Source organism: Streptomyces sp. NPDC051738 (assembly GCF_044453205.1).
GTDB lineage: Bacteria > Actinomycetota > Actinomycetes > Streptomycetales > Streptomycetaceae > Streptomyces.
In genome coordinates, this window is sequence record NZ_JBITCM010000004.1 from 279,316 (window position 1) to 305,045 (window position 25,730).

Annotated in this window: 15 protein-coding genes; 3 read left to right on the plus strand and 12 right to left on the minus strand. The window is 72.0% G+C overall.

Features of this window, described 5'->3' with window-relative positions; translation table 11 throughout:
• Positions 1 to 34: 34 nt before the first annotated feature.
• From ACIA8X_RS11960 to ACIA8X_RS11975, 4 genes are all read right to left on the minus strand, one after another.
• Entirely contained in the window at positions 35 to 1,438 is a 1,404-nt protein-coding gene (locus ACIA8X_RS11960) for a dipeptidase (RefSeq protein WP_393448418.1), read from the minus strand.
• Positions 1,439 to 1,448: 10 nt separating this feature from the next.
• Positions 1,449 to 4,949: a UvrD-helicase domain-containing protein gene (locus ACIA8X_RS11965; protein WP_393448416.1), complete on the minus strand. Its 3,501-nt coding sequence runs from the start codon at positions 4,947 to 4,949 to the stop codon at positions 1,449 to 1,451.
• A 114-nt stretch (positions 4,950 to 5,063) separates the two neighbouring features.
• A complete protein-coding gene (locus ACIA8X_RS11970) occupies positions 5,064 to 8,435 on the minus strand; it encodes an ATP-dependent helicase (protein ID WP_393448414.1) in 3,372 nt (1,123 codons plus the stop codon).
• Positions 8,436 to 8,692: 257 nt separating this feature from the next.
• A complete protein-coding gene (locus tag ACIA8X_RS11975; RefSeq protein ID WP_393448412.1) occupies positions 8,693 to 9,100 on the minus strand; it encodes an MGMT family protein in 408 nt (135 codons plus the stop codon).
• Positions 9,101 to 9,286: 186 nt separating this feature from the next.
• Here ACIA8X_RS11975 and ACIA8X_RS11980 point away from each other — a divergent pair, with 186 nt between their 5' ends.
• The 3 genes from ACIA8X_RS11980 (at position 9,287) to ACIA8X_RS11990 (ending at position 15,431) form a co-directional block, all read left to right on the plus strand.
• Entirely contained in the window at positions 9,287 to 12,076 is a 2,790-nt protein-coding gene (locus tag ACIA8X_RS11980) for a lysylphosphatidylglycerol synthase domain-containing protein (protein ID WP_393448410.1), read from the plus strand.
• Positions 12,077 to 12,201: 125 nt separating this feature from the next.
• Positions 12,202 to 13,749, plus strand: coding sequence for an alpha/beta hydrolase (locus ACIA8X_RS11985; RefSeq protein WP_393448408.1), 1,548 nt, complete (start codon positions 12,202 to 12,204; stop codon positions 13,747 to 13,749).
• Positions 13,750 to 13,883: 134 nt separating this feature from the next.
• Positions 13,884 to 15,431, plus strand: a complete 1,548-nt coding sequence (locus ACIA8X_RS11990) for an alpha/beta hydrolase (protein WP_393448406.1) — start codon at positions 13,884 to 13,886, stop codon at positions 15,429 to 15,431.
• An 83-nt stretch (positions 15,432 to 15,514) separates the two neighbouring features.
• On the opposite strand, the gene moeZ is transcribed toward ACIA8X_RS11990, so the two are convergent.
• From moeZ to ACIA8X_RS12030, 8 genes are all read right to left on the minus strand, one after another.
• The gene (moeZ, locus tag ACIA8X_RS11995; protein WP_399458250.1) at positions 15,515 to 16,693 is read right to left on the minus strand and encodes an adenylyltransferase/sulfurtransferase MoeZ; all 1,179 of its coding nucleotides are present in this window, start codon (positions 16,691 to 16,693) and stop codon (positions 15,515 to 15,517) included.
• A gap of 63 nt (positions 16,694 to 16,756) precedes the next feature.
• Positions 16,757 to 17,545 carry a spherulation-specific family 4 protein gene (locus tag ACIA8X_RS12000; protein ID WP_393448402.1) on the minus strand — a complete coding sequence of 263 codons (789 nt, stop codon included), beginning with the start codon at positions 17,543 to 17,545 and terminating at the stop codon, positions 16,757 to 16,759.
• Positions 17,533 to 18,528, minus strand: a complete 996-nt coding sequence (locus ACIA8X_RS12005; protein ID WP_393448401.1) for an NAD-dependent epimerase/dehydratase family protein — start codon at positions 18,526 to 18,528, stop codon at positions 17,533 to 17,535. Before ACIA8X_RS12005 ends, ACIA8X_RS12000 begins: the two co-directional genes overlap by 13 nt.
• Positions 18,529 to 18,753: 225 nt before the next feature.
• A complete protein-coding gene (locus ACIA8X_RS12010) occupies positions 18,754 to 20,103 on the minus strand; it encodes a hypothetical protein (RefSeq protein WP_399458251.1) in 1,350 nt (449 codons plus the stop codon).
• Positions 20,100 to 21,818 carry a DUF3492 domain-containing protein gene (locus ACIA8X_RS12015; protein WP_399458252.1) on the minus strand — a complete coding sequence of 573 codons (1,719 nt, stop codon included), beginning with the start codon at positions 21,816 to 21,818 and terminating at the stop codon, positions 20,100 to 20,102. The genes ACIA8X_RS12010 and ACIA8X_RS12015 overlap by 4 nt, the downstream gene beginning before the upstream one ends.
• Positions 21,819 to 22,057: 239 nt before the next feature.
• On the minus strand, positions 22,058 to 23,761 hold the full coding sequence (locus tag ACIA8X_RS12020) for a dipeptide ABC transporter ATP-binding protein (protein WP_399458253.1): 1,704 nt from the start codon (positions 23,759 to 23,761) through the stop codon (positions 22,058 to 22,060).
• A complete protein-coding gene (locus ACIA8X_RS12025; RefSeq protein ID WP_399458254.1) occupies positions 23,758 to 24,747 on the minus strand; it encodes an ABC transporter permease in 990 nt (329 codons plus the stop codon). Before ACIA8X_RS12025 ends, ACIA8X_RS12020 begins: the two co-directional genes overlap by 4 nt.
• The gene (locus ACIA8X_RS12030; RefSeq protein ID WP_393448391.1) at positions 24,744 to 25,730 is read right to left on the minus strand and encodes an ABC transporter permease; all 987 of its coding nucleotides are present in this window, start codon (positions 25,728 to 25,730) and stop codon (positions 24,744 to 24,746) included. Before ACIA8X_RS12030 ends, ACIA8X_RS12025 begins: the two co-directional genes overlap by 4 nt.

A 25,730-nucleotide genomic window follows, 5' to 3' on the forward strand; every position in this document is an offset into this window, starting at 1 on the left:
CGCGCGCGATGCCGCTCCGGACGACTGCGGTGACTCAGGGCGCATGGCGCCAGTTGGCGGCGAGGTCGCCCCACAGGTATGCGCTGGTTTCGACGCCCTTGAGGAGGAGGTCCAGCTCGACCTTCTCGTTCGGGGCGTGCCAGCCGTCGGAGGGGACGGAGATGCCTAGGAAGAGCACGGGTGCGCCGAGGACGTCCTGAAGGTCGGCGGCGGGTCCCGAGCCGCCCTCGCGCGTGAAGCGGACGGGGCCCTCGAAGGCACGGCCCATGGCGCGTACGACGGACTGCAGGGCGGGGTGGTCCAGTGGCGTCAGACACGGGCGCGTGGCCCCGCTGAACGTGATCTCACAGCGGATCCCGGCGGGAACCTGGTCGGCCACCCACGCGCGGGCGGCCTTCTCGATGTGGTCGGGGTCCTGTCCCGCGACCAGCCGGAAGGAGAGCTTCACCATGGCGGAGGACGGGATGATCGTCTTGCTGCCGGGGCCCTGGTAGCCGCCGCCGATCCCGTTGACCTCGGCGGTGGGCCTGGCCCAGATGCGCTCCAGGGTGGTGTGCCCGGCCTCGCCATGGGTGGCGTAGGACTTGGCGGTGCGCAGCCAGCGCTGCTCGTCGAAGGGCAGCTCGGCGAAGAGTTCGCGCTCGCGGTCGGTCAGTTCCACGACGCCGTCGTAGAAGCCGGGGATCGCCACGCGCGCGTGCTCGTCGTGCAGGGCGGCGACCAGGCGGGCGGCGGCGGTGGCCGGGTTGGGGACGGCACCGCCGAAGGAGCCGGAGTGGATGTCCTGGTCGGGGCCGTAGAGGTGGATCTCACACTCGGCGAGGCCGCGCATGCCGGTGCACACGGTGGGGGTGTCCGCGGACCACATGCCGGTGTCGGACACGATCACGGCGTCGGCCGCGAGCCGCTCGGTGTGCGCTTCGACGAGCGTGCGGAAGTGCGGGGAGCCGGACTCCTCCTCACCCTCGATCAGCAGCTTCAGGTTGACGGCCGGGGCGGTACGGCCCGTGGCGGTGAGGTGGGCACGGACGCCGAGTGTGTGGAAGAACACCTGACCCTTGTCGTCGGCCGCCCCGCGCGCGTAGAGACGCCCTTCGCGGACCACGGGCTCGAAGGGCTCGCTGTCCCAGCCGTCCTCGCGGGCGGCGGGCTGCACGTCATGGTGGCCGTAGACAAGCACCGTGGGCGCCTCCGGGTCTCCGGAAGGCCACTCGGCGAAGACTGCGGGCGCACCCGGGGTCGGCCAGACCTCGGTGGTCGGGAAGCCCGTCTCCTTGAGCTTGGCGGCGAGCCAGTCGGCGCTGCGGCGTACATCGGGAGCGTGGTCGGGCTGGGCCGACACGGAGGGGATGCGCAGCCACTCGGCGAGCTCGTCGAGGAAGGCGGCACGGTGCTGCTCGATGTACGTGCGGACGGCGCTGTCCGGGGTCTGGCTCATGGTCACGAGCCTATCGGCCCGCACCGACATCCTGGTTGGGCGATTCCTCACAGTGCGCCTGTGCGTCCGGCTCCTCGGTGAGCAGCCGCTCCAGTGCGGCCCGGTCCGGGAGGTCGCCCGGGCGAACGGCCTCGCCGCCGCGGACGTACAGGAACACGGCGTCGACCGACTCCAGGGGAACGCCCTGCTGCTCGGCCCAGGCGAGCCGGTAGAGGGCGAGCTGGAGCGGGTCGGCGGTGCGGGTGCGGTTGGTCTTCCAGTCGACGATCTCGTACGTCGCCTCGTCGCCGTCGCCCTCCTTGTAGACGGCGTCGATACGGCCCCGTACGACGCGGCCGGCGATCGCCAGCTGGAACGGGGCCTCGACCCGGTACGGCGTGCGGTGCGCGTACTCGGTGCGCTCGAAGGCGTCCTTGAGGGCCTGTAGGTCGCGTTCGTCGGCGATCTCGGCCTCGCTGCCGGGCAGGTCCTCCGGCTCCAGCATGGGCAGCGTCAGCTCTTCGAAGCGGGACTCGACCCAGGCGTGGAACCGGGTGCCTCGACGTGCGGCGGGTTGTGGGGGGCGCGGCATGGGGCGCGCGAGTTCCTGCGCGAACCCGTCCGGGTCGGCGGCCAGCCGCAGCAGTTGGGACGCGGTCAGCGACGCGGGCAGGGGGACGTCCGTGACGCTCGCGCGGGCGCGCAGGAGCTCCCCGGTGAGGGCGTCGAGGTCGCGGTCCCAGGAGGCGATGGTTCTGGCCTCCTCGGGGGTGAGGGGTTCCGGTTCCGTTGGATGAGGGCGGGCGGGAGGCTCCGGGGGTGCGGCCTGGTGCGGGATGGCCGGGCGGTCCGGGCCGTCCGGGCGGTCGGTGGTCCAGGAGTCCCAGTTTTCGTCGTCTTCGAAGGGGGCGTCCTTGTCGGAGAAATCCTCGGGGAGTGGTTCGTCGTCCTCCGGCGGCGGGGGCCAGTCCGGGTCGTCGTACTCGTCCGGGTCGTGGGTCGCGGCGGCGGGGTGGCCGTCGTTGTGGGAGGCGAGGCTCTCCAGGTGCGCCAGTACCGTCTCCGCGGCCGCGCGGCGCCGGGCCAGGGCGGCCTCATCGAGGGGCAGGGGCCACACCTGGTCGGCGGTCTGCTGATGCAGGACCGGGTTTTCCTCGTCCTCGGCGGGCTCGTCTGCCCAGGCCTCGATCTCGCCGTACCCGGCGGCGCAGTGGTCGTACAGGGCCTGCAGGAAGTCGGAGGGGCCGCGGGGCTTCTTCTGGGTCGCGCCCCACCAGTGGCCGGACCCGAGGAGCAGGGAACGGGGGCGGGTGAAGGTGACGTAGCCGAGGCGGAGTTCCTCGGTGTGCTGGTGGTCCTTCATGGCCTCCTGGAAGGCCTTCAGCCCGCGGGAGTCCCAGGAGAGGACGTCGGGGAGGGTGTCGGTGTCGCCGCGCAGCTCGTGCGGCAGCACCTTGCCCTGGGCGGTCCACTTCTCGCGCCCCTTGGTGCTGGGGAAGGTGCCGGTGACCAGGCCGGGGACGGCCACGACGTCCCACTCCAGGCCCTTGGACTTGTGCGCTGTGAGCACCTTGACGGTGTTCTCGCCGCCGGGGAGGGCGTTGTCGAGCCCCTTCTCGTACTGGGCCGCGGTGCGCAGGAAGCCGAGGAAGGCGAGCAGGGTCGCCTCGTTGTCGCCCGCCGCGAACGAGGCGGCGACGTCGAGGAAGTTGAACAGGGTCTCGCGGCGGCGGGCGGCCAGGGCGTGCGGGGACGCCGAGAGCTCCACCTCCAGGCCGGTGACGGCGAGGACACGATGCAGGACGTCCATCAGCGGGTCGGACAGGGAGCGGCGCAGGTCGCGCAGTTCGGTGGCCAGGCGGGCGAACCGCACGCGCGCGTCCGGCGAGAAGGGCAGCCCGTCCTCGTCCCCGCCGCCCTCCAGGGGCGTCTCCAGGAACGTGTCGAGGGCGTCCGCGAGCGAGATCACCTCGGCGGGGTCGACCCCCTCGACGGCCTCGGCGAGCCGGCGGTCCGGGTCGTCGTCGCCGTCCACGCGCGCGTGGGACACCAGCCGCCGTGCGCGGCGCCCCAGGAGGGCGAGGTCGCGCGGGCCGATGCGCCAGCGCGGGCCGGTCAGCAGACGGACCAGGGAGGCGTTGGCGCCGGGGTCCTGGAGGACCTCGCACACGGCGACCAGGTCGGCGACCTCGGGGAGGTGGAGCAGCCCCGACAGGCCGACCACCTCCACGGGCACGTCCCGGGCGACGAGCGCACCCTGGATCTCGGCGAAGTCGGTCGCCGTACGGCACAGGACGGCGATCTCGCCGGGCGCCTTCCCTGTGTGCACGAGGTGGGCGATGGAGTCGGCGATCCAGTCCATCTCCTCGGCATGAGTGGGCAGCAGTGCGCAGCGCACCGTGCCGTCGCGCTCGGCGCCGGGGGCCGGGCGGAGGGCCTCCACGCCCGCGTGCATGGCTCGCAGGGGCTCCGCGAGGCCGTTGGCGAGGTCGAGGAGGCGCCCGCCGCTGCGGCGGTTCTCGCTGAGCGCCTGACGGTCGGCGGGGCGGCCGTCGGTGTGGGCGAAGTGCTCGGGGAAGTCGTCGAGGTTGGCGACGGAGGCGCCGCGCCAGCCGTAGATCGCCTGGCAGGGGTCGCCGACGGCGGTCACGGGGTGGCCGGTGCCGTCCCCGAACAGGCCTGCCAGGAGGACGCGTTGGGCGACGGACGTGTCCTGGTACTCGTCCAGGAGGACCACCCGGAACTCGTCACGCAGGACGCGGCCCACCTCGGGGATCCGGGCGAGCTGTGCCGAGAGCGCGATCTGGTCGCCGAAGTCGAGGAGGTCGCGCTCTCGCTTGGCGGCCCGGTAGCGGACCACCAGCTCGGCCAGTTCGCGGCGTGCTGCGGCCGTCTCGGGGACCTTGCGCAGATCGGCGTTGCTGAGCTTGGCGCCTTGGAGGGTGAGCAGCAGCTCGGCGTCGTACGCGCGCAGTGCCTCGGGCCGTACGAGGTGCTCGGAGAGCTCGGCGTCGAGGGCGAGGAGGTCGCTGACCAGGTCGGCGAACGAGCGGGTGAGGGCCGGATACGTGCCCGGGGCCTCGCGCAGCACGCGCGCGGCGAGCTGGTAGCGGGTGGCGTCGGCGAGCAGCCGGGAGGTGGGTTCGAGGCCGATGCGCAGGCCGTGGTCGGTCAGCAGGCGGCCGGCGAAGGCGTGGTACGTCGAGATCACCGGCTCGCCCGGCGGGTTGTCCGGGTCGATGACGTCGGGGTCGGTGACACCGGCCTTGATGAGCGCCTTGCGGACGCGCTCGGCGAGTTCGCCGGCGGCCTTGTTGGTGAAGGTCAGGCCGAGGACCTGTTCGGGAGCGACCTGGCCGGTGCCGACCAGCCACACCACGCGTGCCGCCATCACCGTCGTCTTGCCCGATCCGGCTCCGGCCACGATCACCTGCGGGGCGGGCGGCGCGATGATGCAGGCCGTCTGCTCCGGAGTGAACGGGATGCCGAGGAGCTCCTTGAGCTGCTCGGGATCGGTGATACGGGCGGGCACATCGGAGAGGCTAGCGGCGGGCACTGACAGTGGATGCCGGATCACCTTGCGGGCCGGAAGAAGCGCAGGTCAGCACGGGTGGTGCGATCGGTCACTCCGGTTACGGACGATGCGTTACTCAATCACGTGCCGTCCCTCGGGCCGCGCGCTGCACGACGCCCGGAACGAGCAGTGTGTGCAGTGCTGGCCCGCGGTGGGTGCGAACCGTTCGTCGAGGACCTTGCCCGCCGCCGTGGCCAGCAGGTCGCCGACCCACTCCCCCTCCGGGCCGTCCAGGGACGCCTGCCCCTGCACCTTGGGCAGCGTCTCGCCGCCGTCCCGTTTGGCGGCGCCCTGACGGAGCTGGACGAGTTCGGCGCCGCCCGGCTCGGGTCGTACGCCGTCGAAGGCCTCGTCGACGGCACCCTCGCGGACAGCCAGCTGGTAGACGGCGAGCTGCGGGTGGCGGGCCACCTCGGCGGAGCTGGGTGCCTGCTTGCCGGTCTTGAAGTCGACGACGTAGGCGCGTCCTTCGCCGTCCGTCTCGACGCGGTCCATCTGGCCGCGGATACGCACCTCGACGTCACCCGCTTCGAGGGTGACGTCGAAGTCGTGCTCGCTGGTCACCGGTGTGCGCCCCGCGCGGTCCATCACGTGCCACTTCAGGAAGCGTTCGAGCGCCACGCGCGCGTTGTCCTTCTCCTGCGCGGACTTCCACGGCGCGTCGAAGGCGAGCGCGTTCCACACGGAGTCGAGGCGTTCCATTAGGACGGCGAGGTCGGCCGGGGTGTGCCCGGAGGCGACCTCGTCGGCGAGGACGTGCACCACGTTGCCGAAGCCCTGGGCGGCGGTGGCGGGCGCGTCGGCCTTCACCTCGCGGCCCAGGAACCACTGCAGGGCGCAGGTGTTGGCGAGCTGGTCGAGGGCGCTGCCGGAGAGCACGACAGGCTGGTCGCGACTGCGCAGCGGCACCTTGGACTCGGTCGGCTCGAACATGCCCCACCAGCGGTAGGGGTGTGCGGACGGGACCAGCGGACGGCCGTCCTCGTCGGCGAGTGAGGCGAGCCGGGCCAGTCGGCGGGCGGCGGCCTCCCTGAGGGTGTCCGACACACGTGGGTCGACCGTCGTGGCCCGCAGTTCGGCGACGAGCGCGGCGACGGACAGCGGGCGGCGCGGGCGGCCCGTCACGTCCTTCGGCTCCGTGCCGAGTTCGGTCAGGAAGCGGGAGGGCTGGTCGCCGTCGTCGGCCGGGGCCTTCACGGCCGTGACGACGAGGCGTTCACGCGCGCGTGTGGCCGCGACGTAGAACAGGCGACGCTCCTCCGCCAGCAGCGCCCCCGGGGTGAGCGGTTCGGCGAGTCCGTCGCGGCCGATACGGTCGGCCTCCAGGAGGGAGCCGCGGCGGCGCAGGTCCGGCCACAGGCCCTCCTGGACGCCCGCCACGACCACGAGGCGCCATTCCAGGCCCTTGGATCGGTGCGCGGTCATCAGGCACACGGCGTCCGGGCGTACGGCACGCCGCGTGAGGGTGTCGGCTGCGATGTCCTCGGCCTCGATCTCCGCCAGGAAGTTCAGGGTGCCCCGGCCGCCGGTGCGCTCCTCCGCGCGGGCCGCCGTCGCGAACAGCGCGCATACGGCGTCCAGGTCGCGGTCGGCGTTGCGGCCCGCCGCGCCGCCACGGCGAGCGGTCCGCTCCAGGCGCGCGGGCCACGGCGTGCCCTCCCACAGGTCCCACATCGCCTCCTCGGCCGTGCCGCCGCCCGCGAGGCGTTCACGGGCCTTGCGGAGCAGCGCCCCGAGGCGCTGGGCGCCACGCGCGTACGTGGGGTCGTGCACGGCGAGCCGCTCCGGCTCGGCCAGTGCCCGCGCGAGCAGCTCGTCCGAGGGCGGCGGCAAGGGGTTGCCCCCGGCCCGCTCCTCGTCACGCAGGGCCCGTCCGAGGCGACGCAGGTCGGCGGCGTCCATGCCGGCGAGGGGCGAGGCGAGCAGGGTCAGGGCGGTCTCGGTGTCGAGCCAGGAGGTGGCGGGCTCGTCCGTTGAGTCGTCGCCGGGGTCGCCGTCCTGCGGCTGTACGTCGTCCCCCTCGGGTTCGCGCCGTACGCCCCCGTCGGCCACCTCGGCCGTGGCCACCGCCCGCAGTGCCGTCAGCAGTGGCGCCACCGCCGGCTCATGCCTCAATGGCAGGTCGTCGCCGTCGATGTCGAGGGGCACGCCGGCCGCCGTGAGCGCCCGGCGCACGGTCGGGATCGTGCGCGACCCGGCACGCACGAGCACGGCCATCTCGCCCCACGGAACGCCGTCCTCCAGGTGCGCCCTGCGCAGGATGTCGGCGATGTTGTCCAGTTCGGTGCCGGGCGTCGGGTAGGTGAAGACCTCGACGCGGCCGCCCTCGCGGACCGGGGCGAGCTCTCGGTGGGCCCGTACCTTCTCCGCGGGGAGCCGGGTCAGCGGCATGCGCTGGGCCAGCAGCCGGGTCGCAGTGAGCAGGGCGGCGCCGGAGCGGCGGGAGGTGCGCAGGACCTCGACGGGCGCGGGACGGCCGTCCGCGCGCGGGAAGGCCTGCGGGAACTCCAGGATGCCGTTCACGTCGGCGCCCCGGAACGCGTAGATCGACTGGTCGGGGTCGCCGAAGGCGACGAGGGTGCGGCCCTCGCCGGCGAGCGCGTGCAGCAGCCGTACCTGGGCCGGATCGGTGTCCTGGTACTCGTCGACGTACACGGCGTCGTACTGCGCCGAGAGCCGCTGGGCGGTCCCCGGGTGGCGGGCGAGGAGCACCGCGCGGTGGACCAGTTCGGCGTAGTCGAGCACGCCCTGCATGTCGAGCACGTCGAGGTACTCGGCGAGGAACGAGGCCGCAGCGCGCCAGTCCGGGCGGCCGATGCGGCGGGCGAAGGCGTCCAGGGCGTCGGGGGCGAGGCCGAGCTCGCGGCTGCGGGCGAGGACCGCGCGGACCTCGTCGGCGAAGCCGCGGGTGGTCAGGCAGGCGCGCAGGTCGTCCGGCCAGCGGACGTGCGCGAGGCCGAGCCTTTCCAGGTCGGGCTGGCCCGCGAGGAGTTCCCGCACGGTCACGTCCTGCTCGGGGCCGGACAGCAGCCGCAGCGGCTCCACGAACAGGTCGCTGTCCTGGTGGGCGCGGACCAGGGCGTAGCAGAAGGAGTGGAACGTGGTCGCCTGGGGCGCGCGTGCCGCCCCTATGCGCAGTGCCATGCGGTCGCGCAGCTCCACGGCGGCCTTACGGCTGAAGGTCAGCACCAGGATGCGCTCGGGGTCGCCGCCGCGGGCGATGCGCGCCGCCACGGACTCGACGAGCGTGGTGGTCTTTCCGGTGCCCGGGCCTGCGAGAACGAGCAAAGGGCCGGCCGCGTGGTCAACCACCGAACGTTGTGCGGCGTCCAGACGAGGGGGAGCCACCTGAACCGGAGGGGTACGCACCAGCCGGTAAGCGCCACGGGTCCCCTGTCGCACCTGGGGGTGCGACAGGCGCCTGGTGGAGGAAGAGGAGCTCACGTGGTTCGCCGGTCCTGGTGGGTGTGCTGATGGGTCGCCCTACGCCCGTGGAGGGCGGTGGCCGCGGGGTGAAGGCGACGCGCGCAGCCGACGCTACGCCGATGGATGGTGCGGAAGCAGGGCTTCCGGTTCATCCCTCGGGGCACTCGTGCCACGTGCGTCCCTCACCTCACGAACGTACGTCATGTCACGGACGTGCCCCGTTTCCCCCGTACGGATCACAGGTCACACCGAGGGCCGTCGGATGGCGGAAGCTGTCAGGTGTGACCTTGTGCGCGTTCGCCGCCGTCCCACCGCGCCCGCCTCATGTCGAGGCGCGGCAGGTGGCCCTCGGCGGTCCTGCTCGCCTCCTTCAGGGGCGTGCCCTCCGCGCGGTAGTGCTCCAGCGCTCTCAGCTCGTGGCCCGGCAGCAGGACCCCGTCCGCGCGGACCACCCGCCACCACGGCACGGCTCCCCCGTAGAGGGCCATCACCCGGCCGACCTGGCGGGGTCCGCCCTCCTCCAGCCACTCCGCGACGTCCCCGTACGTCATGACGCGCCCCGGCGGGATCAGTTCGGCGACCTCCAGGGCCCGCTCGGCGTACTCCGGCAGCGCGTCCGCGTGCGCCGGATGGGCGTCGTCGTACTCCGGGCGGGTGTCGTCCGGAAGGCTCTCCTCGCTCATCCGGCCCATCCTGCCCCACCCCACCGACAATGTGACGCGCTCGCCACTGTGCGTATGCCTCGCCCCGCGGCGGCGCTTCGGGCAGACTGTGCGCCCCCGCATTTGCACCCTGATGCCCCCGTGTGTCGGTGGGGCATGCCACCATCGTGCGGGCGGTGACTGGTGATACGAGATCAAGAAGAGACGATGAAGCAGCAGGGTGTGCACCCGGAGGACGCGGAAGGCACCTCTGACGCTTCGTCGCGCCCTGACACCGCGAACGCCGACAAGTTGGACACCGGCGACAGCGACGACGGCAAGAAGGACGAGGCCGCGAAGGGCGCCGGCACGGGCGACGCCGGCCGGAAGGCCGTCGAGGGCAAGGCCGGGTACGACCTGGACGAGGCGCAGGTCGACGAGGTCGAGGGCGACGAACCGCTGCTCCCCGCGCGCGTGCACCGTCCGTCCGACCTGATGCGGCTCCTGGTGGGCGTGCTGGGCATCGCCCTGCTGCTCGCGATCGCCGCGTTCGCGCACGGCACCACCTCGGGGCTCGAGCAGGACATCAACAAGGGCACCGGACAGGCGCCCGACGTGTTCAGCAAGATGGCCGGGCTGGTGTCCAGCATCGCGATCCTCCTGGTGCCGGTCGCCTTCGCGATCGAGCGGCTGATCAAGCGGGACGGGCTGCGCATCGCCGACGGCGTCCTCGCGGCGGTCCTCGCGCACGGTGTGACCCTCGCCACGGACCTGTGGGTCGCGCGTGCCGCCCCGGAGTCCATCCGGGACGCGCTGACCCAGCCCTCACCCGGCGACATCGGATCCCTCACCGACCCGGTGCACGGCTATCTCGCCCCGGTCATCGCGTACATGACCGCCGTGGGCATGTCCCGCAGACCCCGCTGGCGTGCGGTCCTGTGGGCGGTCCTGGTCCTGTACGCCTTCTCCATGCTGGTCACCGGCTACACCACGCCGTTCTCGATCGTGCTGACGCTGCTGATCGGCTGGACCGTCGCCTACGGCACCCTGTACGCGGTCGGCTCGCCCAACGTCCGGCCCACGGGGCGCACGCTGATGGCGGGCCTCAGGCACGTCGGCTTCCGCCCGGTGAGCGCGGCCCGCGAAGAGCTCTCGGAGGAGAGCAGCGACCGCGGCCGGCGCTACTTCGTCACCCTCGAGGAGGGTCCCCCGCTCGATGTGACGGTGGTCGACCGGGAGCAGCAGGCACAGGGCTTCTTCTATCGCGCGTGGCGCAATCTGACCCTGCGCGGCTTCGCCACCCGCAGCAGCCTCCAGTCACTGCGGCAGGCCCTGGAGCAGGAGGCGCTGCTCGCCTACGCGGCCATCGCGGCCGGCGCGAACGCTCCCAAGCTGATCGCCACCTCCGAGCTCGGCCCGGACGCCGTGATGCTCGTCTACGAGCACACCGGCGGACACACCCTGGACTCGCTGCCGGAGGAGGAGATCACCGACGATCTGCTGCGCGGCACCTGGCACCAGGTCAAGGCGCTGCAGTCCCGGCGCATCGCGCACCGCAGGCTGGTGGGTGACGCGATTCTGGTGGATCGTTCCGGCAAGGTGATCATCACAGATCTGCGCATCGGTGAGATCGCGGCCAACAATCTGCTGCTGCGCATGGACATCTCCCAGCTGCTGGTGACGCTCGGCCTGCGGGTCGGCGCCGAGCGCGCGGTGGCCACGGCGGTGAGTGTGCTCGGACCCGACGCGGTGGCCGACTGTCTGCCGATGCTGCAGCCGATCGCGCTGAGCCGCTCCACGCGCGCGACGCTGCGCAGACTCGCCCGGGAGCGCGCCGAGCGCGAGCGCGAGGCGGTGCTGGAGGCCTCCCGGCACGCCAAGCAGGCCCGCAGCGAGGAGGCCACGGGCGACGCCGGGGGCGCACTCGACAAGCCGGACAAGAAGACCGTACGGGCACAGGCGCGGGCCGATAAGCGAGCCATCGACGAGGCCCTGGACGAAGCCCGCGAGGAGGACCTGCTCACACAGATCCGCCATGAGGTGCTGCGGATCAGGCCGCAGGCGCCCGTCGAGCCGGCCCGGCTGGAGCGGGTGCGGCCGCGCACACTGATCAGCTTCATCGCCGGCGCCATCGCCGCGTACTTCCTGCTGACGCAGCTCACACACATCGAGTTCGGCCCGCTCATCTCCAACGCCCAGTGGGGCTGGGTGGCCGCGGCCGTGCTGTTCTCGGCCGCCAGCTACGTCGCGGCGGCGATGGCGCTGCTGGGGTTCGTGCCCGAGCGGGTGCCGTTCCGGCGGACCGTCGCGGCGCAGGTCGCCGGGTCGTTCGTGAAGATCGTCGCGCCGGCCGCGGTCGGTGGCGTCGCCCTCAACACGCGCTTCCTGCAGCGCTCGGGAGTGCGGCCGGGGCTCGCGGTGGCGAGCGTCGGCGCGTCGCAGCTCTTCGGGCTCGGCTGCCACATCCTGATGCTGCTGGCCTTCGGCTATCTCACCGGCACCGAGAAGACGCCGTCGCTGTCGCCGTCCCGGACCGTGATCGCGGGCCTGCTGACGGTGGCGGTGCTGGTACTCGTGGTGACCTCGGTGCCGTTCCTGCGGAAATTCGTCGTCACGCGCGTGAGGTCGCTGTTCGCGGGCGTCGTGCCGCGCATGCTCGATGTGCTCCAGCGTCCGCAGAAGCTGATCACCGGCATCGGCGGCATGCTGCTGCTGACCGCCTGCTTCGTGATGTGCCTGGACGCATCGATCCGGGCCTTCGGCAGCGGGGGGACCTCGCTCAGCCTCGCCAGCGTGGCCGTCGTCTTCCTCGCGGGCAACGCGCTCGGCTCGGCGGCCCCGACCCCGGGCGGCGTGGGCGCCGTGGACGTGACCCTGACCGTCGGTCTGATCGCCGTGGGCCTGCCCAGCGAGGTCGCCGCGCCCTCGGTGCTGCTGTTCCGAATGCTGACGCTGTGGCTGCCGGTACTGCCGGGCTGGCTGGCCTTCAACCACCTGACCCGCAAGGGCGCGCTGTAGGGCGGGGCGGCGTACGGGGAGCCCGGCGCCGTACGGTGTAAGGGCACGGAAGAGGTGAGGCTCGGCGGTACCTCGTACGGCCCACGCCCCGAGCGCCCCACCAGGTACGACCGCAGGATGGGAGCATGCCGAACCCGCCCCGGATGCGCGCCGCTGCCCTGACCGCCACCGCCCTGCTAGCGGCCTCCCTGCTGGCGGGCTGCAGCGACGACGACCCCGGGGACGAGGATCTGACGGCTCAGGAGCTGAGCTGGAAGGACTGCCCGGCCGCCTCCCAGGCGCAGGGCGGCGGGGGCAGTCCCTCTCCTCTGCCGGACGCCGGCACCTGGCAGTGCGCCACCATGAAGGCACCCCTCGACTGGTCCGAGCCCAAGGGCGACACGATCGGCATCGAGCTGATCCGCGTGAAGGCGAGCGGCGACCAGAACCGGCGCATCGGCTCACTGATCTTCAACTTCGGCGGGCCCGGCGCCTCGGGCGTCACCACGCTGCCCGCCGCCGGCGACGTGTACGAGAAGCTGCGCACCCGCTACGACCTGGTGAGTTTCGACCCGCGCGGGGTCGGCCGCAGCAAGCCCGTGCTGTGCGAGAGCGACCAGCAGCTCGACGCCTACTTCCAGCAGGACGCGACGCCGGACGACGCCGCCGAGCGGACCGAACTGCTGGACAGCACCCAGCAGTTCAACGAGGCGTGCGAGAAGAACTCCGAGGAGATGCTGCCGCATGTGCGCACCACGGACGCGGCTCGCGACCTGGATCTGATGCGCCAGGTCCTCGGCGACGACAAGCTGTACTACTTCGGCATCTCCTACGGCACCGAACTCGGCGGCGTCTACGCCCACTTGTTCCCCAAGAACGTGGGACGGGCCGTCTTCGACGCGGTCGTCGACCCCACGAAGAACCCCGAGCAGAGCTCGCTCGCGCAGGCCAAGGGCTTTCAGCTGGCCCTCGGCAACTTCGCCGCGGACTGCGCCTCAAAGGCCGAGGGCTGCCCGATCGGCGCCACCCCCCAGGGCGTCAAGGACCGCATCGCCAAGCTGCTGAAAGACCTTGACAGCAAACCGATCCAGGGCGTCTTCCCGCGCGAACTGACCCAGTCCGCCGCGACCTCCGGCATCGTGCAGGCCCTGTATTCGAAGACTCTCTGGGACTTCCTCACCCAGGCCCTGACGCAGGCGTACGACGGTGACGGCAGCTCCCTGATGCTGTTGGCCGACTCGAGCAGCGGCCGCAGTGAGAACGGCGAGTACAGCAATCTCGTCCCGGCCAATGTGTCGATCAACTGCGCCGACGACAAACCCCGCTACACAGCCGAGTACGTGGAGCGCAGACTGCCCGAGTTCCGGGCCGCCTCGAATCTGTTCGGCGACGCCCTGGCCTGGTCCATGCTCAGTTGCACCGACTGGTCCGTGGCGGGCGCCGCCGACCATCCCGACGTGAGCGCACCCGGCTCGGCGCCGATCCTCGTCGTGGGCAACACGGGCGACCCGGCCACGCCGTACGAGGGCACGCGGAGCATGGTGCAGGCGCTGGGCAAGGGGGTGGGAGTCGAGTTGACGCTCAAGGGGCAGGGACACGGGGCGTACAACAGCAAGAACAAGTGCGTGCAGGACGAGGTGAACGGCTATCTGCTGGACGGGAAGGTGCCGACGGCAGGCACGGTCTGCTCCTGAGGCATGCCGAAAGCCGAGCAAAGCAGCAGGTCAGAGAGTTATCCACAGGCTGTCACGGCTTTTTCGTGATCTGCCTACTATGGCCTGAACGCCATCCGCGGCATGGAGCGGAAGGCCTGCGAGGGGGAACTGACATGGCACGTTTCGTAGGGTGGACGGCCCTGACCGCCGCCGCCGCGCTGCTGGTGACGGGCTGTAGCGGCGGCTCGTCCGACGGCGACAAGTCCGGCGGGAGGGCGAACAGGCCGAGTGCATCGGCCACGTCCACCGACTCGACGACTCCCCTGCCCTCCTCACTGACCTCGCAGAAGCTCGACTGGGGGCGCTGCAAGGCGACCGGGGGCTCCCCCGCACCAGGCGGCGAGTGGCAGTGCGCGACGCTCAAGACCCCGCTTGACTGGGCGAAACCGGACGGCAGGACGATCGACCTCGCGCTGATCCGCGCCAAGGCCACCGGCGACGACCGCATCGGCTCGCTCCTGTTCAACTTCGGCGGCCCCGGCGGCTCAGGGGTCTCCACCCTGCCGTGGTACGCCTCCAGCGCGTCCGAACTGGGCGAGCGGTACGACCTGGTGAGCTGGGATCCGCGCGGGGTGGGCGCGAGCGAGGGCGTCCGCTGCCGCAGCGACAAGAAGATCGAGGCGTCCGAGTCCGTGGACATCACGCCGGACACCACGGCCGAGGAGACGGCGTACTTCCGGGACGCCGCCGACTTCGGCAAGGGCTGCCAGAAGTCCGCCGGCAAGCTGATGGCGCATGTGTCGACCACCGACACCGCCCGCGACATGGACCTGATGCGCCAGGTCCTCGGCGACCGGAGGACGCACTACTTCGGCATCTCCTACGGCACCGAACTCGGCGGTGTCTACGCCCACTTGTTCCCGAAGAACGTGGGGCGCCTCATCCTGGACGCGGTCGCCGACCCGAGCGCCGACGCGGAGGGGCACGCGGAGAACCAGGCCCGGGGCTTCCAGCGCGCGCTCGACAACTACCTCAAGTCCACCGGCCAGGACCCCGAAGAGGGCTCGCAGAAGATCGTGGACCTGCTGAAGCGGATCGACGCGAACCCGCTGCCGGCGTCCTCCAGTCGGAAGCTCACGGAGACACTCGCGCTCACCGGCATCATCAGGCCGCTGTACAGCGAGGCGAGCTGGCCGACGCTGACCAACGCCCTGGCGGCGGCGGAGCAAGGAGACGGCTCGGAACTCCTGGCACTCGCCGACGACTACAACGACCGCGACGCCTCGGGGCACTACACCACGGGGACCCACTCACAACGGGTCATATCGTGCCTGGACGACAAGCAGCGGCCGACGGTCGAGGAGACGAAGAAGCTGCTGCCGCGATTCGAGAAGGTCTCACCCGTGTTCGGACCCATGCTCGGCTGGGACACGGCCGGCTGGTGCCACGACTGGCCGGTGGCCGGGGAGTACGACACCCCGGAGGTGAGCGCGCCGGGTGCGGCACCGATCCTGCTGGTCGGCAACACGGGCGACCCGGCGACGCCCTACGAGGGCACCCGGAGGATGGCGGACGAACTGGGCAAGGGCGTCGGCGTGATGATCACTTGGAAGGGCGAGGGCCACTCCGCGTACGGGAAGGGCAGCGACTGCGTCGACTCCACTGTGAACGCGTATCTGCTGCGGGGGACGGTCCCGAAGGACGGCAAGGTCTGCTCATGACGACGGCGGGGGCCTCGGGCACCCATGGTGCGCGAAGCCCCCGCCGCCGGAGCGAGGCCCGCCTCACGGGCGGGGCCGGCTGCTCAGTAGACCGGCTTGTCCGGCTCGATCTGGTTGACCCAGCCGATCACACCGCCGCCGACGTGCACGGCGTCGGCGAAGCCCGCGGACTTCAGGACCGCGAGAACCTCCGCACTGCGGACACCCGTCTTGCAGTGCAGGACGATCTTCTTGTCCTGGGGGAGGCTCTCCAGGGCGGTGCCCATGAGGAACTCGTTCTTGGGGATCAGCTTTGCGCCGGGGATCGAGACGATCTCGTACTCGTTGATCTCGCGGACGTCGATGATCTCGATGCTCTCGCCGTCGTCGATCCACTCCTTGAGCTGCTTGGGAGTGATCGTGGAGCCGGCGGCCGCCTCCTGGGCCTCCTCGGAGACGACGCCGCAGAAGGCCTCGTAGTCGATGAGCTCGGTGACGGTCGGGTTCTCGCCGCAGACCGCGCAGTTCGGGTCCTTGCGGACCTTGACCTGGCGGTACTGCATCTCCAGGGCGTCGTAGATCATCAGGCGGCCGACCAGCGGCTCGCCGGTGCCGGTGAGGACCTTGATGGCCTCGGTGACCTGGATGGAGCCGATGGACGCGCACAGCACGCCCAGCACGCCGCCCTCGGCGCAGGAGGGGACCATGCCCGGCGGCGGGGGCTCCGGGTAGAGGCAGCGGTAGCAGGGGCCGTGCTCGGACCAGAAGACGGAGGCCTGACCGTCGAAGCGGTAGATCGAGCCCCACACGTACGGCTTGTTCAGCAGCACGCAGGCGTCGTTCACCAGGTAGCGGGTCGCGAAGTTGTCCGTGCCGTCGACGATCAGGTCGTACTGGCTGAAGATGTCCATCACGTTGTCGGCCTCGAGCCGCTCCTCGTGAAGGACCACGTTCACGTACGGGTTGATGCCCAGGACGGAGTCGCGGGCGGACTCGGCCTTGGAGCGGCCGATGTCGGCCTGGCTGTGGATGATCTGGCGCTGCAGGTTCGACTCGTCGACCTCGTCGAACTCCACGATGCCGAGCGTGCCTACGCCCGCGGCGGCCAGGTACATCAGCGCCGGCGAGCCCAGGCCGCCGGCGCCCACAGCCAGCACCTTGGCGTTCTTCAGCCGCTTCTGCCCGTCCATCCCTACATCGGGGATGATCAGGTGGCGGGAGTACCTGCGAACCTCGTCTACGGTGAGCTCGGGGGCGGGCTCGACCAGGGGTGGCAGCGACACGGGGACTCCGTTGGTCGGTCGATCACTACATTTGTTCTCTCCGTAACAGTGCCATGGGCTTTTTCATTCCGAGACACCTGTTCCGATCCGCGAGACGATTTCGTCCCAGTAGCCGGGCAGCGTCTCCCACGGGTCGCTGCGGCCACCGCGGTCCGTGCGGTCGGTGAACCAGATCGTCGAGGCGCCCTGCCAGCGGGCGATGCGCAGTGCCTCGTCGAGGTGGCCGAGGGGCACACCGTGGACGAAGTGGCAGAAGCGGTCGGGCGGGTAGTCAGCCGTCCACTCCGCCACCTGCGACCAGCGGTAGTCGCTCCAGGAGCCCCGGAAGGTGACCAGTTGGTCGGCGCACTCGGCGTAGCCGGGGTGCGGGTGGGTGCCATGGCCGAGGACGATGTGGGCCTTGTCACGCAGCGCGCGGAGCGAGGTGGCCGTGCGGCGGATCTCGGGCAGCGCGGCGCTGTCGGTCGGGCAGCGGTCCAGGAGGAAGCCTTCGACCCGGTACCAGTCGAGGTACCGGTGCGCCTCGGAGATCACCTCCCCGAAGGCACGCGCGCCCGCGGCCGTGCCGACATGCGCCGTGCCGAGGCGGGCCGTGTCGAGATGGCCGAGGACACGGACTCCCGCGGTGCGGAGCCGTTCGACGGCCTGCAGACAGTGCGGGTCGGGGCGGGCACCGGGGCCGTCGGCGACGTTCAGAACGACCCACTGCACCGGAGTGCCGGGGCGGGTGAGTTCGCCCCATTCGGTGGGGGCGAGAAGGGGGTGTGCGTAGCCGGGGATGCCCAGGCCGGTGCGGAGGTCTGTGCTCGATGTGGTCGGTGTGATCGGTGTGGTGCCGGTCAGATACGGCATGCCGCCTCCATCCAGATGTCACCGAGGGACTCTTCGAGGTTGATGCGGGGGCGCCAGCCGAGCCGGTCGCGTGCGGTGCGCACATCGGCCTGCTGCCAGCTGCCGCAGCCGTCCGGGTACGGGTACGCGGCCGGGGAGGCATGTCCCGGATGGGCCGCGTGTCCCACGTGGGACATGTGGTCCGAGTCACCGCGCGGGTGGCCGATGGTGGGCCGCAACGGGCCGGGCGGGCCGTCGAGTTCATGGAGGGCGCCGCCGTATCCGGCCACCCGGGCGAGGACCGCGGCGGCGTCGCGGAGGCGGACGGCGCGGCCGGAGCCGATGTTGATGACGCCCTGCGCCGCGGAGAGGGAGGCGGCGTGGACGGCGCGGGCCACATCTCGGACGTCGATGAAGTCGCGCTGGGCGCCGAGGCCGGTGAGTTTGAGCTCGCCGTCGCCGGACTGCATGGCACGGCGCATGGCCTCGGCGAGGCGGCCGAGAGGGGAGCCGGCGGGGGTGCCGGGACCCGCGGGTGAGAAGACCCTCAGGACGACGGCGTCCAGGCCGGAGCCCAGGACCAGTTCGGTGGCGGCGAGTTTGCTGACGCCGTACGGGCCGCCGGGGCGGGGGACGGAGTCCTCGGCCGTGGAGGAACCGGGCTGGCTCGGGCCGTACTCGGCTCCGCAGCCGATCTGGACGAGGCGGGCGCCGCAGCCGCTGCGCCGCAGGGCCTCGCAGACGGTGGCGACGGCGACGGTGTTGTGGCGGGTGAGTTCGCGGGCGCCGCCTCGGGTGGCGCCGGCGCAGTTGATGACGACGCCGGGATGGACCGCGTCGAGGAAGCGCGTGAGGGCGCCGGGGCTGCCGGACGCGAGGTCGAAGCGGACGTCGGCGTCGTCACCACGGCCCAGCGCGGTGAGTTGGACCGCGGGGTCGGCGAGGAGGCGGTCGGCCACGAAGCGGCCGAGGTAGCCGTTGGCTCCGATCAGCAGAACTCTCATCGGCCGGCTCCCGTTGCCGAGCGGTGGTCGGGTCGGGAGGTGATCATTTGGGGTTCTCCTTCACAGGCTTCAGGGAGAGGGAATTCAGGAAGAGGACTTCAGGAAGGGGGACTTCGGCGGGTGTGTGGGCGCGTATGCCTGCGGCGGCCCGTGACGCCGACGGGACGTGCGCGTAGCGCCTGACGGCGTGATGGGGGTCGCGGCCCGATGGGGCCTGTCGGCGGGTCACCACGGCTGGTCCTGCGTTGCGTGTGCCGACGCCCTCGTGAGGGTGCGTGTGGCGTGGAGCAGGAGGGTCAGCGCGCCCGCGCCGCAGGCGATGGTGGGGACGGCGACCGGACCCCATGTGTCGATCAGCGCCTGTACGGGAGTCGCCAGCCAGGCGCACCCCGGGAGGCGGGCTGCGAAGAGGGCGGCCAGCGCCGTTGCCTCGGCTGAGGCCGCCGCCGTGAGGACGAGTGCGGGGGCGTGAGTGAAGCCGTGCGTGGTGAGGAGGCGGGCGAGGAACAGGAGGGCGCCCAGGGTGAGGGTCTGAGGGTAGGCGGCCGACTGGTCGAGGGCGGTGGTGGTCAGGGTCAACAGGGCTGTCAGGGCGCCGAGATAGAGCGCGACGGTGCCCAGGAGGAGGGGCTTTACGGAGGTGGCGAACTCCCCCAGGCCTCGGCTGGCCGAGAGTTTGCAGCGGGCCCGTACGGCGAGGAGGTGGGCGCACCAGGCCGCGGGGGCGCAGGAGAGGGTGAGGGCCAGGACGGGGACGGTGGCGAAGGGCCAGGAGCCGTCGGTAGTGCCGGTGGGCAGGGCGTCGGGGCCTCCGTTGGCGGCTGCTCGGAGGAGTCCGTCGCCCAGGAGGGCGTAGGCGATGAGCCAGGAGGTCCGGGTGGCCGTCGGGTTCGTGCGGTCCGTGGCGGCGAGCGGGCCTCGGGCCAGGGCCGCGCGCAGGGCGAGGGCCACGGCGAGGGCTCCTACAGCGGCCGCGATCAGGCGGGACTGGCCGTGGGTGAGGTGCAGAGCGGTCATCGCCGCCGCGCACGAGGCTCCGGGGAGGAGGGTGAGGAGAAGCCAGTCGGCGCGGGCGCGGGGAGTGGTCAGGGGCGGGACGCCGGTCGGTGTCTCGGCGTCCCGGGGCACTCGGGCGTACATCTCCTCCGCCAGCGAGAAGACGTCCCGGTGCAGGAAGCGTGCGGCGGTGCGGTCGGTGACGCCGTGGGCTTCCAGGCCCGCGGCGATCTCCAGGGGGTCCACCGCGCGTTCGCACAGCTCGCGGTGGCGATGCATCAGCGCCTTCACGGGGTCGGCGCCGGTGCGACGGGTGGCGGCCGGCCGAGAACCGGCGCCGGCCGGCTCAGTGGCGGTGGTGGAGCGCTTGTCGGCTCCGGCGACGGTTGGCTCCTTCGCAGTGAAGGCCCCGTCGGCTCCGGCGGCAGCGGCAGCGGCAGCGGCAGCGGCAGCGGCGTGCGTATCCGCTCCGTTTTCGCGTGTGTGCGGCTCTGCCCCGAGCCACTCCCCCGACCGTTCGTCCCATGCTCCGGGGCTGGTCGGGGCCCCTGGACGGTCCAGTCCTCCGAGGCCGCTCATCGCGCTCCCTCCGTCGCGGGCAGCGCCGTGGCGCGTACAGGACCTGCCGTCGGGCGGGCCGGGCCGCCGCGGGCCACCAGGCGAGCCGTGCGCTCGGTCCAGCGGCCGGGGACGTGGGCCTCGGCGGGGACGGCGAAGGGCAGGGGAGCTCCGGCATCGTCCAGGACGACTCGGCGGACCGGTGTGCGCGAGACGATCTCCAGGTAAATGCCGTGAAATGCCGTGACGTTCTGCTCGACGGTGAACAGTTCGAGCGCACGCGCGCGTGCGGCCGCGCCCAGGCGCTCACGGCGCTCGGGGTCGCGCAACAGCGCCACGCAGGCCTCGGCGAGCGCCCGTGGGTTGCGCGGCGGTACGACGAGACCGGTACCTCCGATGACCTCCACCACCGCGCCGACGTCGGTGGACACCGTCGCGCGACCGCAGAGCATGGTCTCGACCAGCCCGATCGGGAAACCCTCGACGACGCTGGACAGGACGGTCACGGCGCCCGAGGCGTAGGCGTCGGCGAGGGTCGGGATCTCCGGGCCGCCGATCTCCTCGAAGGAGACGGGGTTGTCGCCGACCCGGTGCGGGCCCTCCGCCTCGTCGGGGAAGAGCTGTGCGGCCAGCGCCTTGCAGTGGCCGAGGTAGGCGGCGCCTTCGGGGCCCGAGGGGCCGGCCGAAGTGCCGACGATCCGCAGGCGGGTCTTCGGCTCCTCCTTGCGGACCTCCGCGAAGGCGTGGAGCAGCGACACCAGGTCCTTGGCGGGTTCGACCCGGCCGACCCAGACGAGCGTGTCCGGGTCCGCGCACTCCGGAGCCTCGCCGACCTCCGCGAAGCGGGCGGCGTCCATGCCGGGGTAGACCGTGCGGAGTTTCTCGCGGTCGGCACCGCAGCGCTCCTGCCAGCGGCGGGCGTGGCCGTTGCCGGGGGTGATGAGGGTGGCCCGGGCGTAGGTCTCGGCGGCGAGCCTGCCGTGGAAGGCGGCGAGCAGGGCGCGCACGGCGGGCGAGGCCCCGTTGGCGGCCAGGTAGTGCGTGCGGAGCCGGACGCCGTACTCGGTCAGCAGCAGCGGTACGTCGCAGAAGTGGTGGGCGAGCAGGCCGGGCAGGGCCGCGGAGCCTCCGGACGCGGCGTGGCACAGGTCGACCGAGCCCAGGCCGTCGTCCTCGTACCAGTCGAGCGAGAGGGGGCGCAGGGCGCGTTCCACATGCGCGGTGACGGCCAGCAGATCGGGGACGCGCGCCTCGCGCGCCGCACTCAGCGCACCGCGCGCTCGACAGGCGCGCTCCAGGGCGCGTACGGCGGCTTCGGAGCGGAGCGCTCCCACCAACCCGCCTTCGTCGCGGGCAAGTTCGGCGAGTCCGTACAGCGCGTTGCCGAAACGGTCCGCCTCAGTGGCCGACGCGTCCTCGGAGGCCGCGGAACCACCCATGGCGCCGCCCGCGCAGAGCACGGCCACCAACTCGCCGTAGCACTCGGCGAACCGCCGGCGCGCACGCCGCCCGTACCCGACCCCGTCGTCCTCCGCCATCCACAGAGGCGCCGTACGCACCCTGCCGACCTGCGGTGGCAGCGGGACCCAGCCCTCGGTCTCCTGGCGCTCGCTGCGGCTGAGCGCGTAGATGTCGAACTCGTGCTGTGCGAGCCCGCGCACGAGCCGGTCGCACCAGAGCCTGGCGTCACCGCTCACATACGGATAGCCACCCTCCGCAATCAGTCCGATGCGCACGAGCACACCCCCGATCTCCCATAAGGGAGCCGCCGTTCCCCCGGCGGCTCACAGCGGGACGAACGTAAGCGGACAAGACGGTGGCGCGACGGACGGTTGTCCATCGCGCCACCAAAAGGGGTGAACGGTCGTAACTTTCCCGTGCGGGTCGCGTTCCGTCGCGCTAGGAGATCAAACGCGCACGGATCGTCACACATGAACGGCCGTCACACGCCGTCACATATGAACGCCCCGGACGGTCACACCACGGCCAACTCCCGTCGCGCGGCCCGCCGCTGGGCCGCGATCCGTGGGTCCAGTGCCGGTACGGCGGCCAGGAGCTGCTTGGTGTACGGGTCCTGCGGGTTGTCGTACACCTCGTCGGCGGGCCCTTCCTCGACGATCCGCCCGCGCCTCATCACCGCGACCCGGTCGCTGACCTGCCGTACGACGGCGAGGTCGTGCGCGACGAAGACGAGCGCGAGTCCGAGTTCGCGCTGCAACTCGCCGAGCAGGGCGACCACCTGGGCCTGCGTGGTGACGTCGAGCGCGGAGACGGGCTCGTCGCAGACGATGAGGCGCGGCTCGGCCGCGAGTGCCCGCGCAATGCCCACGCGCTGGCGCTGGCCTCCGCTGAACTCGTGCGGGTAGCGGTCGTAGTGCGCGGGTTCCAGCCCCACACGCTCCAGCAGTTCCCGCACCCGCCCCCGGATGCGCTCTTCGTCGCGATTCCCACGCGCGCGGAGCGGATCGGCGATCGACTCGCCCACGCTGCGGCGGGGGTTGAGGGAGGAGACGGGGTCCTGGAAGACCATCTGCACCGCGGGATTCACGCCCACGCGCGCGTGGCCGTCGTAACGGACCTCGCCCGCCGTCGGCTCCAGAAGGCCGACCAGCATGCGTCCCAGCGTCGTCTTGCCGCTGCCGCTCTCTCCGACGATCCCGAGGGTCTCGCCGCGGTGGATCGCCAGCGACACGTCGTCCACCGCCGCGAACGCCCGCTTCCCGCGCCCGAATTCACGCCGGAGGCCGCTCGCCTCCAGGACGACGTCCGCCGACGCCTCGCCCGGCCCGGAAACGTCGCGAGGCGCATCCACACGCGACACGTCCACGCGGGACACATCACCTCGCGACACGTCCGCACGCGACACATCGCCTCGCGGCACATCCACACGCGGGACCGCGCCGAGCAGTTCGCGCGTGTACGGCTGCGCGGGCGCCCCCAGTACGTCGGCGACCGGACCGTGCTCCACCGCCCGCCCGTGCCGCATCACCAGCACCTCGTCGACGCTCTCGGCGGCGACGCCGACGTCGTGCGTGACGAGGAGGAGCCCCATGCCGGTCTCCTCGCGCAGCCTGTGCAGCAGGTCGAGGATCTGGGCCTGGACGGTGACGTCGAGCGCGGTCGTCGGTTCGTCGGCGATCAGCAGGTCGGGCTCGCAGGCCAGCGCCATGGCGATGAGGGCACGCTGGCGCATGCCGCCGCTGAACTCGTGCGGGCGGGAACGGGATCGGCGTAGCGGGTCCGGAATTCCAACCCTGTCCAGCACTTCCACCACACGCGCGCGTGCCGCTCGTCGCGAGGCACGCGTGTGCACGCGATACACCTCGGCGATCTGGTCCCCGATCGCGTAGTACGGGTCGAGGGACGACAGCGGGTCCTGGAAGACCATCGCCGCCTTGCCGCCGCGCAGCCGCCGCAGCGAGTCCTCCGGCGCCTGCTGTACGTCCACGCCGGCCACCTCGATCGAGCCGCCGACCCGCGCGCCCGTGCCGCGGTGCAGCCCGAGCAGGGCCGAGGCGACCGTGGACTTGCCGGAGCCGGACTCACCGACGAGCGCGAGGGCGGCGCCCCGCTCCAGCCGGAAGGAGAGCCCGTCGACGGCGCGCAGGTCTCCGAAGTCGACCGTCAGGTCGGTCACTTCGACGAGGCTCCCGGCGGGAGCCTTCCTGTCGTCACTCATGCCAGCACCACCCGTCGGTCGGCCACCGCGTACAGCACGTCCGCGACGGCGTTGGCGGCGACCACGAAGAATCCGATGACCAGGACCATTCCGACGACGACGGGAAGGTCGACCACGTTGACCGCGTGGACCAGTTCCTGTCCGATGCCGGGCAGCCCGAAGAGGGTCTCGGTGAGGACCGCCCCGCCGACGGCGCTGCCGAAGTTGTTGGCGTTGAGCGCGATGACCGGCGCGAGGGCCCCGCGCAGCGCGTGCCGTCCGATGACCGACCGCTCGCCGACGCCGTAGGCCCGGAAGGTGCGGATGTGGTCCTCGGCGAGCGTCTCCAGCATCGAGGCGCGGGTCAGCCGGGCGATGGCCGCGGCCTCGATCAGGGCGAGCGACACCCAGGGCAGCAGCAGGTTCCACGCCCACTGTTCGGGATCGTCGGTGAAGGCGACGTACTGCGGGAACGGCAGCAGTTGCAGCTGCCCGCAGACGACGATCATCAGGACCAGGCCGATGACGAATACCGGCGTGGCCACGCCGGCGAGCGTGATGCCGGTCAGCAGCCGCTCGGTGAGACGGCCGCGTCGCCATGCGGACAGCACGCCGGTGCCGACGCCGAGGATCAGCCACAGCACCATGGCGCCGAACACCAGCGACAGGCTGACCGGCAGCTTCGCCAGGATCAGCGCGGTGACCTGCTGGTCGCTCTGGTACGAGAGGCCGAGGCAGGGCGCCGAGCAGTGCTGCACGGAGGTGCCGGTCGAGTAGTCCTGGCCGGCGACCAGGCCCTGGAGGAAGTCCCAGTAGCGCGCGTACAGAGGGTCGTTCAGGTGCAGTTGCTCGGCGACCTGCTGCACCTGGGCGGGCGAGCAGCGCGGGCCGCAGGTGATCTGGGGGACGTTGCCGGGGGTGACGTAGAAGACGACGTAGACGATCACCGAGATGGCGAGCAGGGTGACGACGGCGCCCACAACTCGGCGTACGAGGAAGCCGCTCATGCCTTGGCCTCCCTCTTGCGTCCGGTGCCGACGCGCAGCCGGGACGCCGCGCGCGGGTCGAGCGCCGTGCGTACGCCGTCGCCGAGGACGGTGAGGGCGAGGACGGTCACGAAGAGCGCTCCGGCCGGCAGCAGCAGGTACTGCGGGGCGGCCTGGTACCAGACGTCGGCGGCGGTGAGCATCTGCCCCCAGGACGGCGTCGGCGGCTTCACGCCGACGCCCAGGAAGGACAGGGCCGCCTCGATGGTGATATTGGTCGGCACGAGCAGTGCCGCGTACGTGATGACGGGCGCGGCGATGCCGGGCAGCAGCTCACGGCGGGCGATCCGCCAGGTGCCCCAGCCGCTGAGCCGGGCCGCGGCGACGTAGTCCAGCCCTTTCAGGGTGAGCGTCTGAGCGCGCACGATCTTCGCGATGGTGCCCCATGCGATCAGCCCGATCACCAGCGCGACCAGCACGGGCCGCGGGAAGCTCGACGGCACGATCGCGAGCAGCGCCAACGCCATGATCATCAGCGGCATGGCCACGATGACGTCGGTGAACCGGCTCAGCACCTGGTCGAGCCAGCGGCTGCCCAGCGCGGCGGCGACGCCCACCACGACGCCGATGGCGACCTGGAAGACGGTCGCGGCCAGCGCGACCCCCAGGGAGACCCGGGCGCCGTACACGAGCCGCGCGAACAGGTCCCGCCCGGTCTGCGGTTCGACGCCCAGCCAGTGGTCGGCGCTCACTCCCCCGAACGATCCGATGGGCACTCCGCCGCGCGCGGAGTCCACCAAGGAGGGGTGATACGTGGTCGGGTCCTGGCCCTCGATCGCGGTGAGCAGCGGCGCGGCGAGCGCGACCAGGACGAGCAGCGCGACGACGACCGCCGCGACGAGGGCGGCGCGCTGCGTCCGCAGCCGGCGCCAGAACAGACGGGCCCCCGAGGCCCCCGGGGCGGACACCCCGGGAGCCTCGACGGCGAGAACTGCCTCACTCAC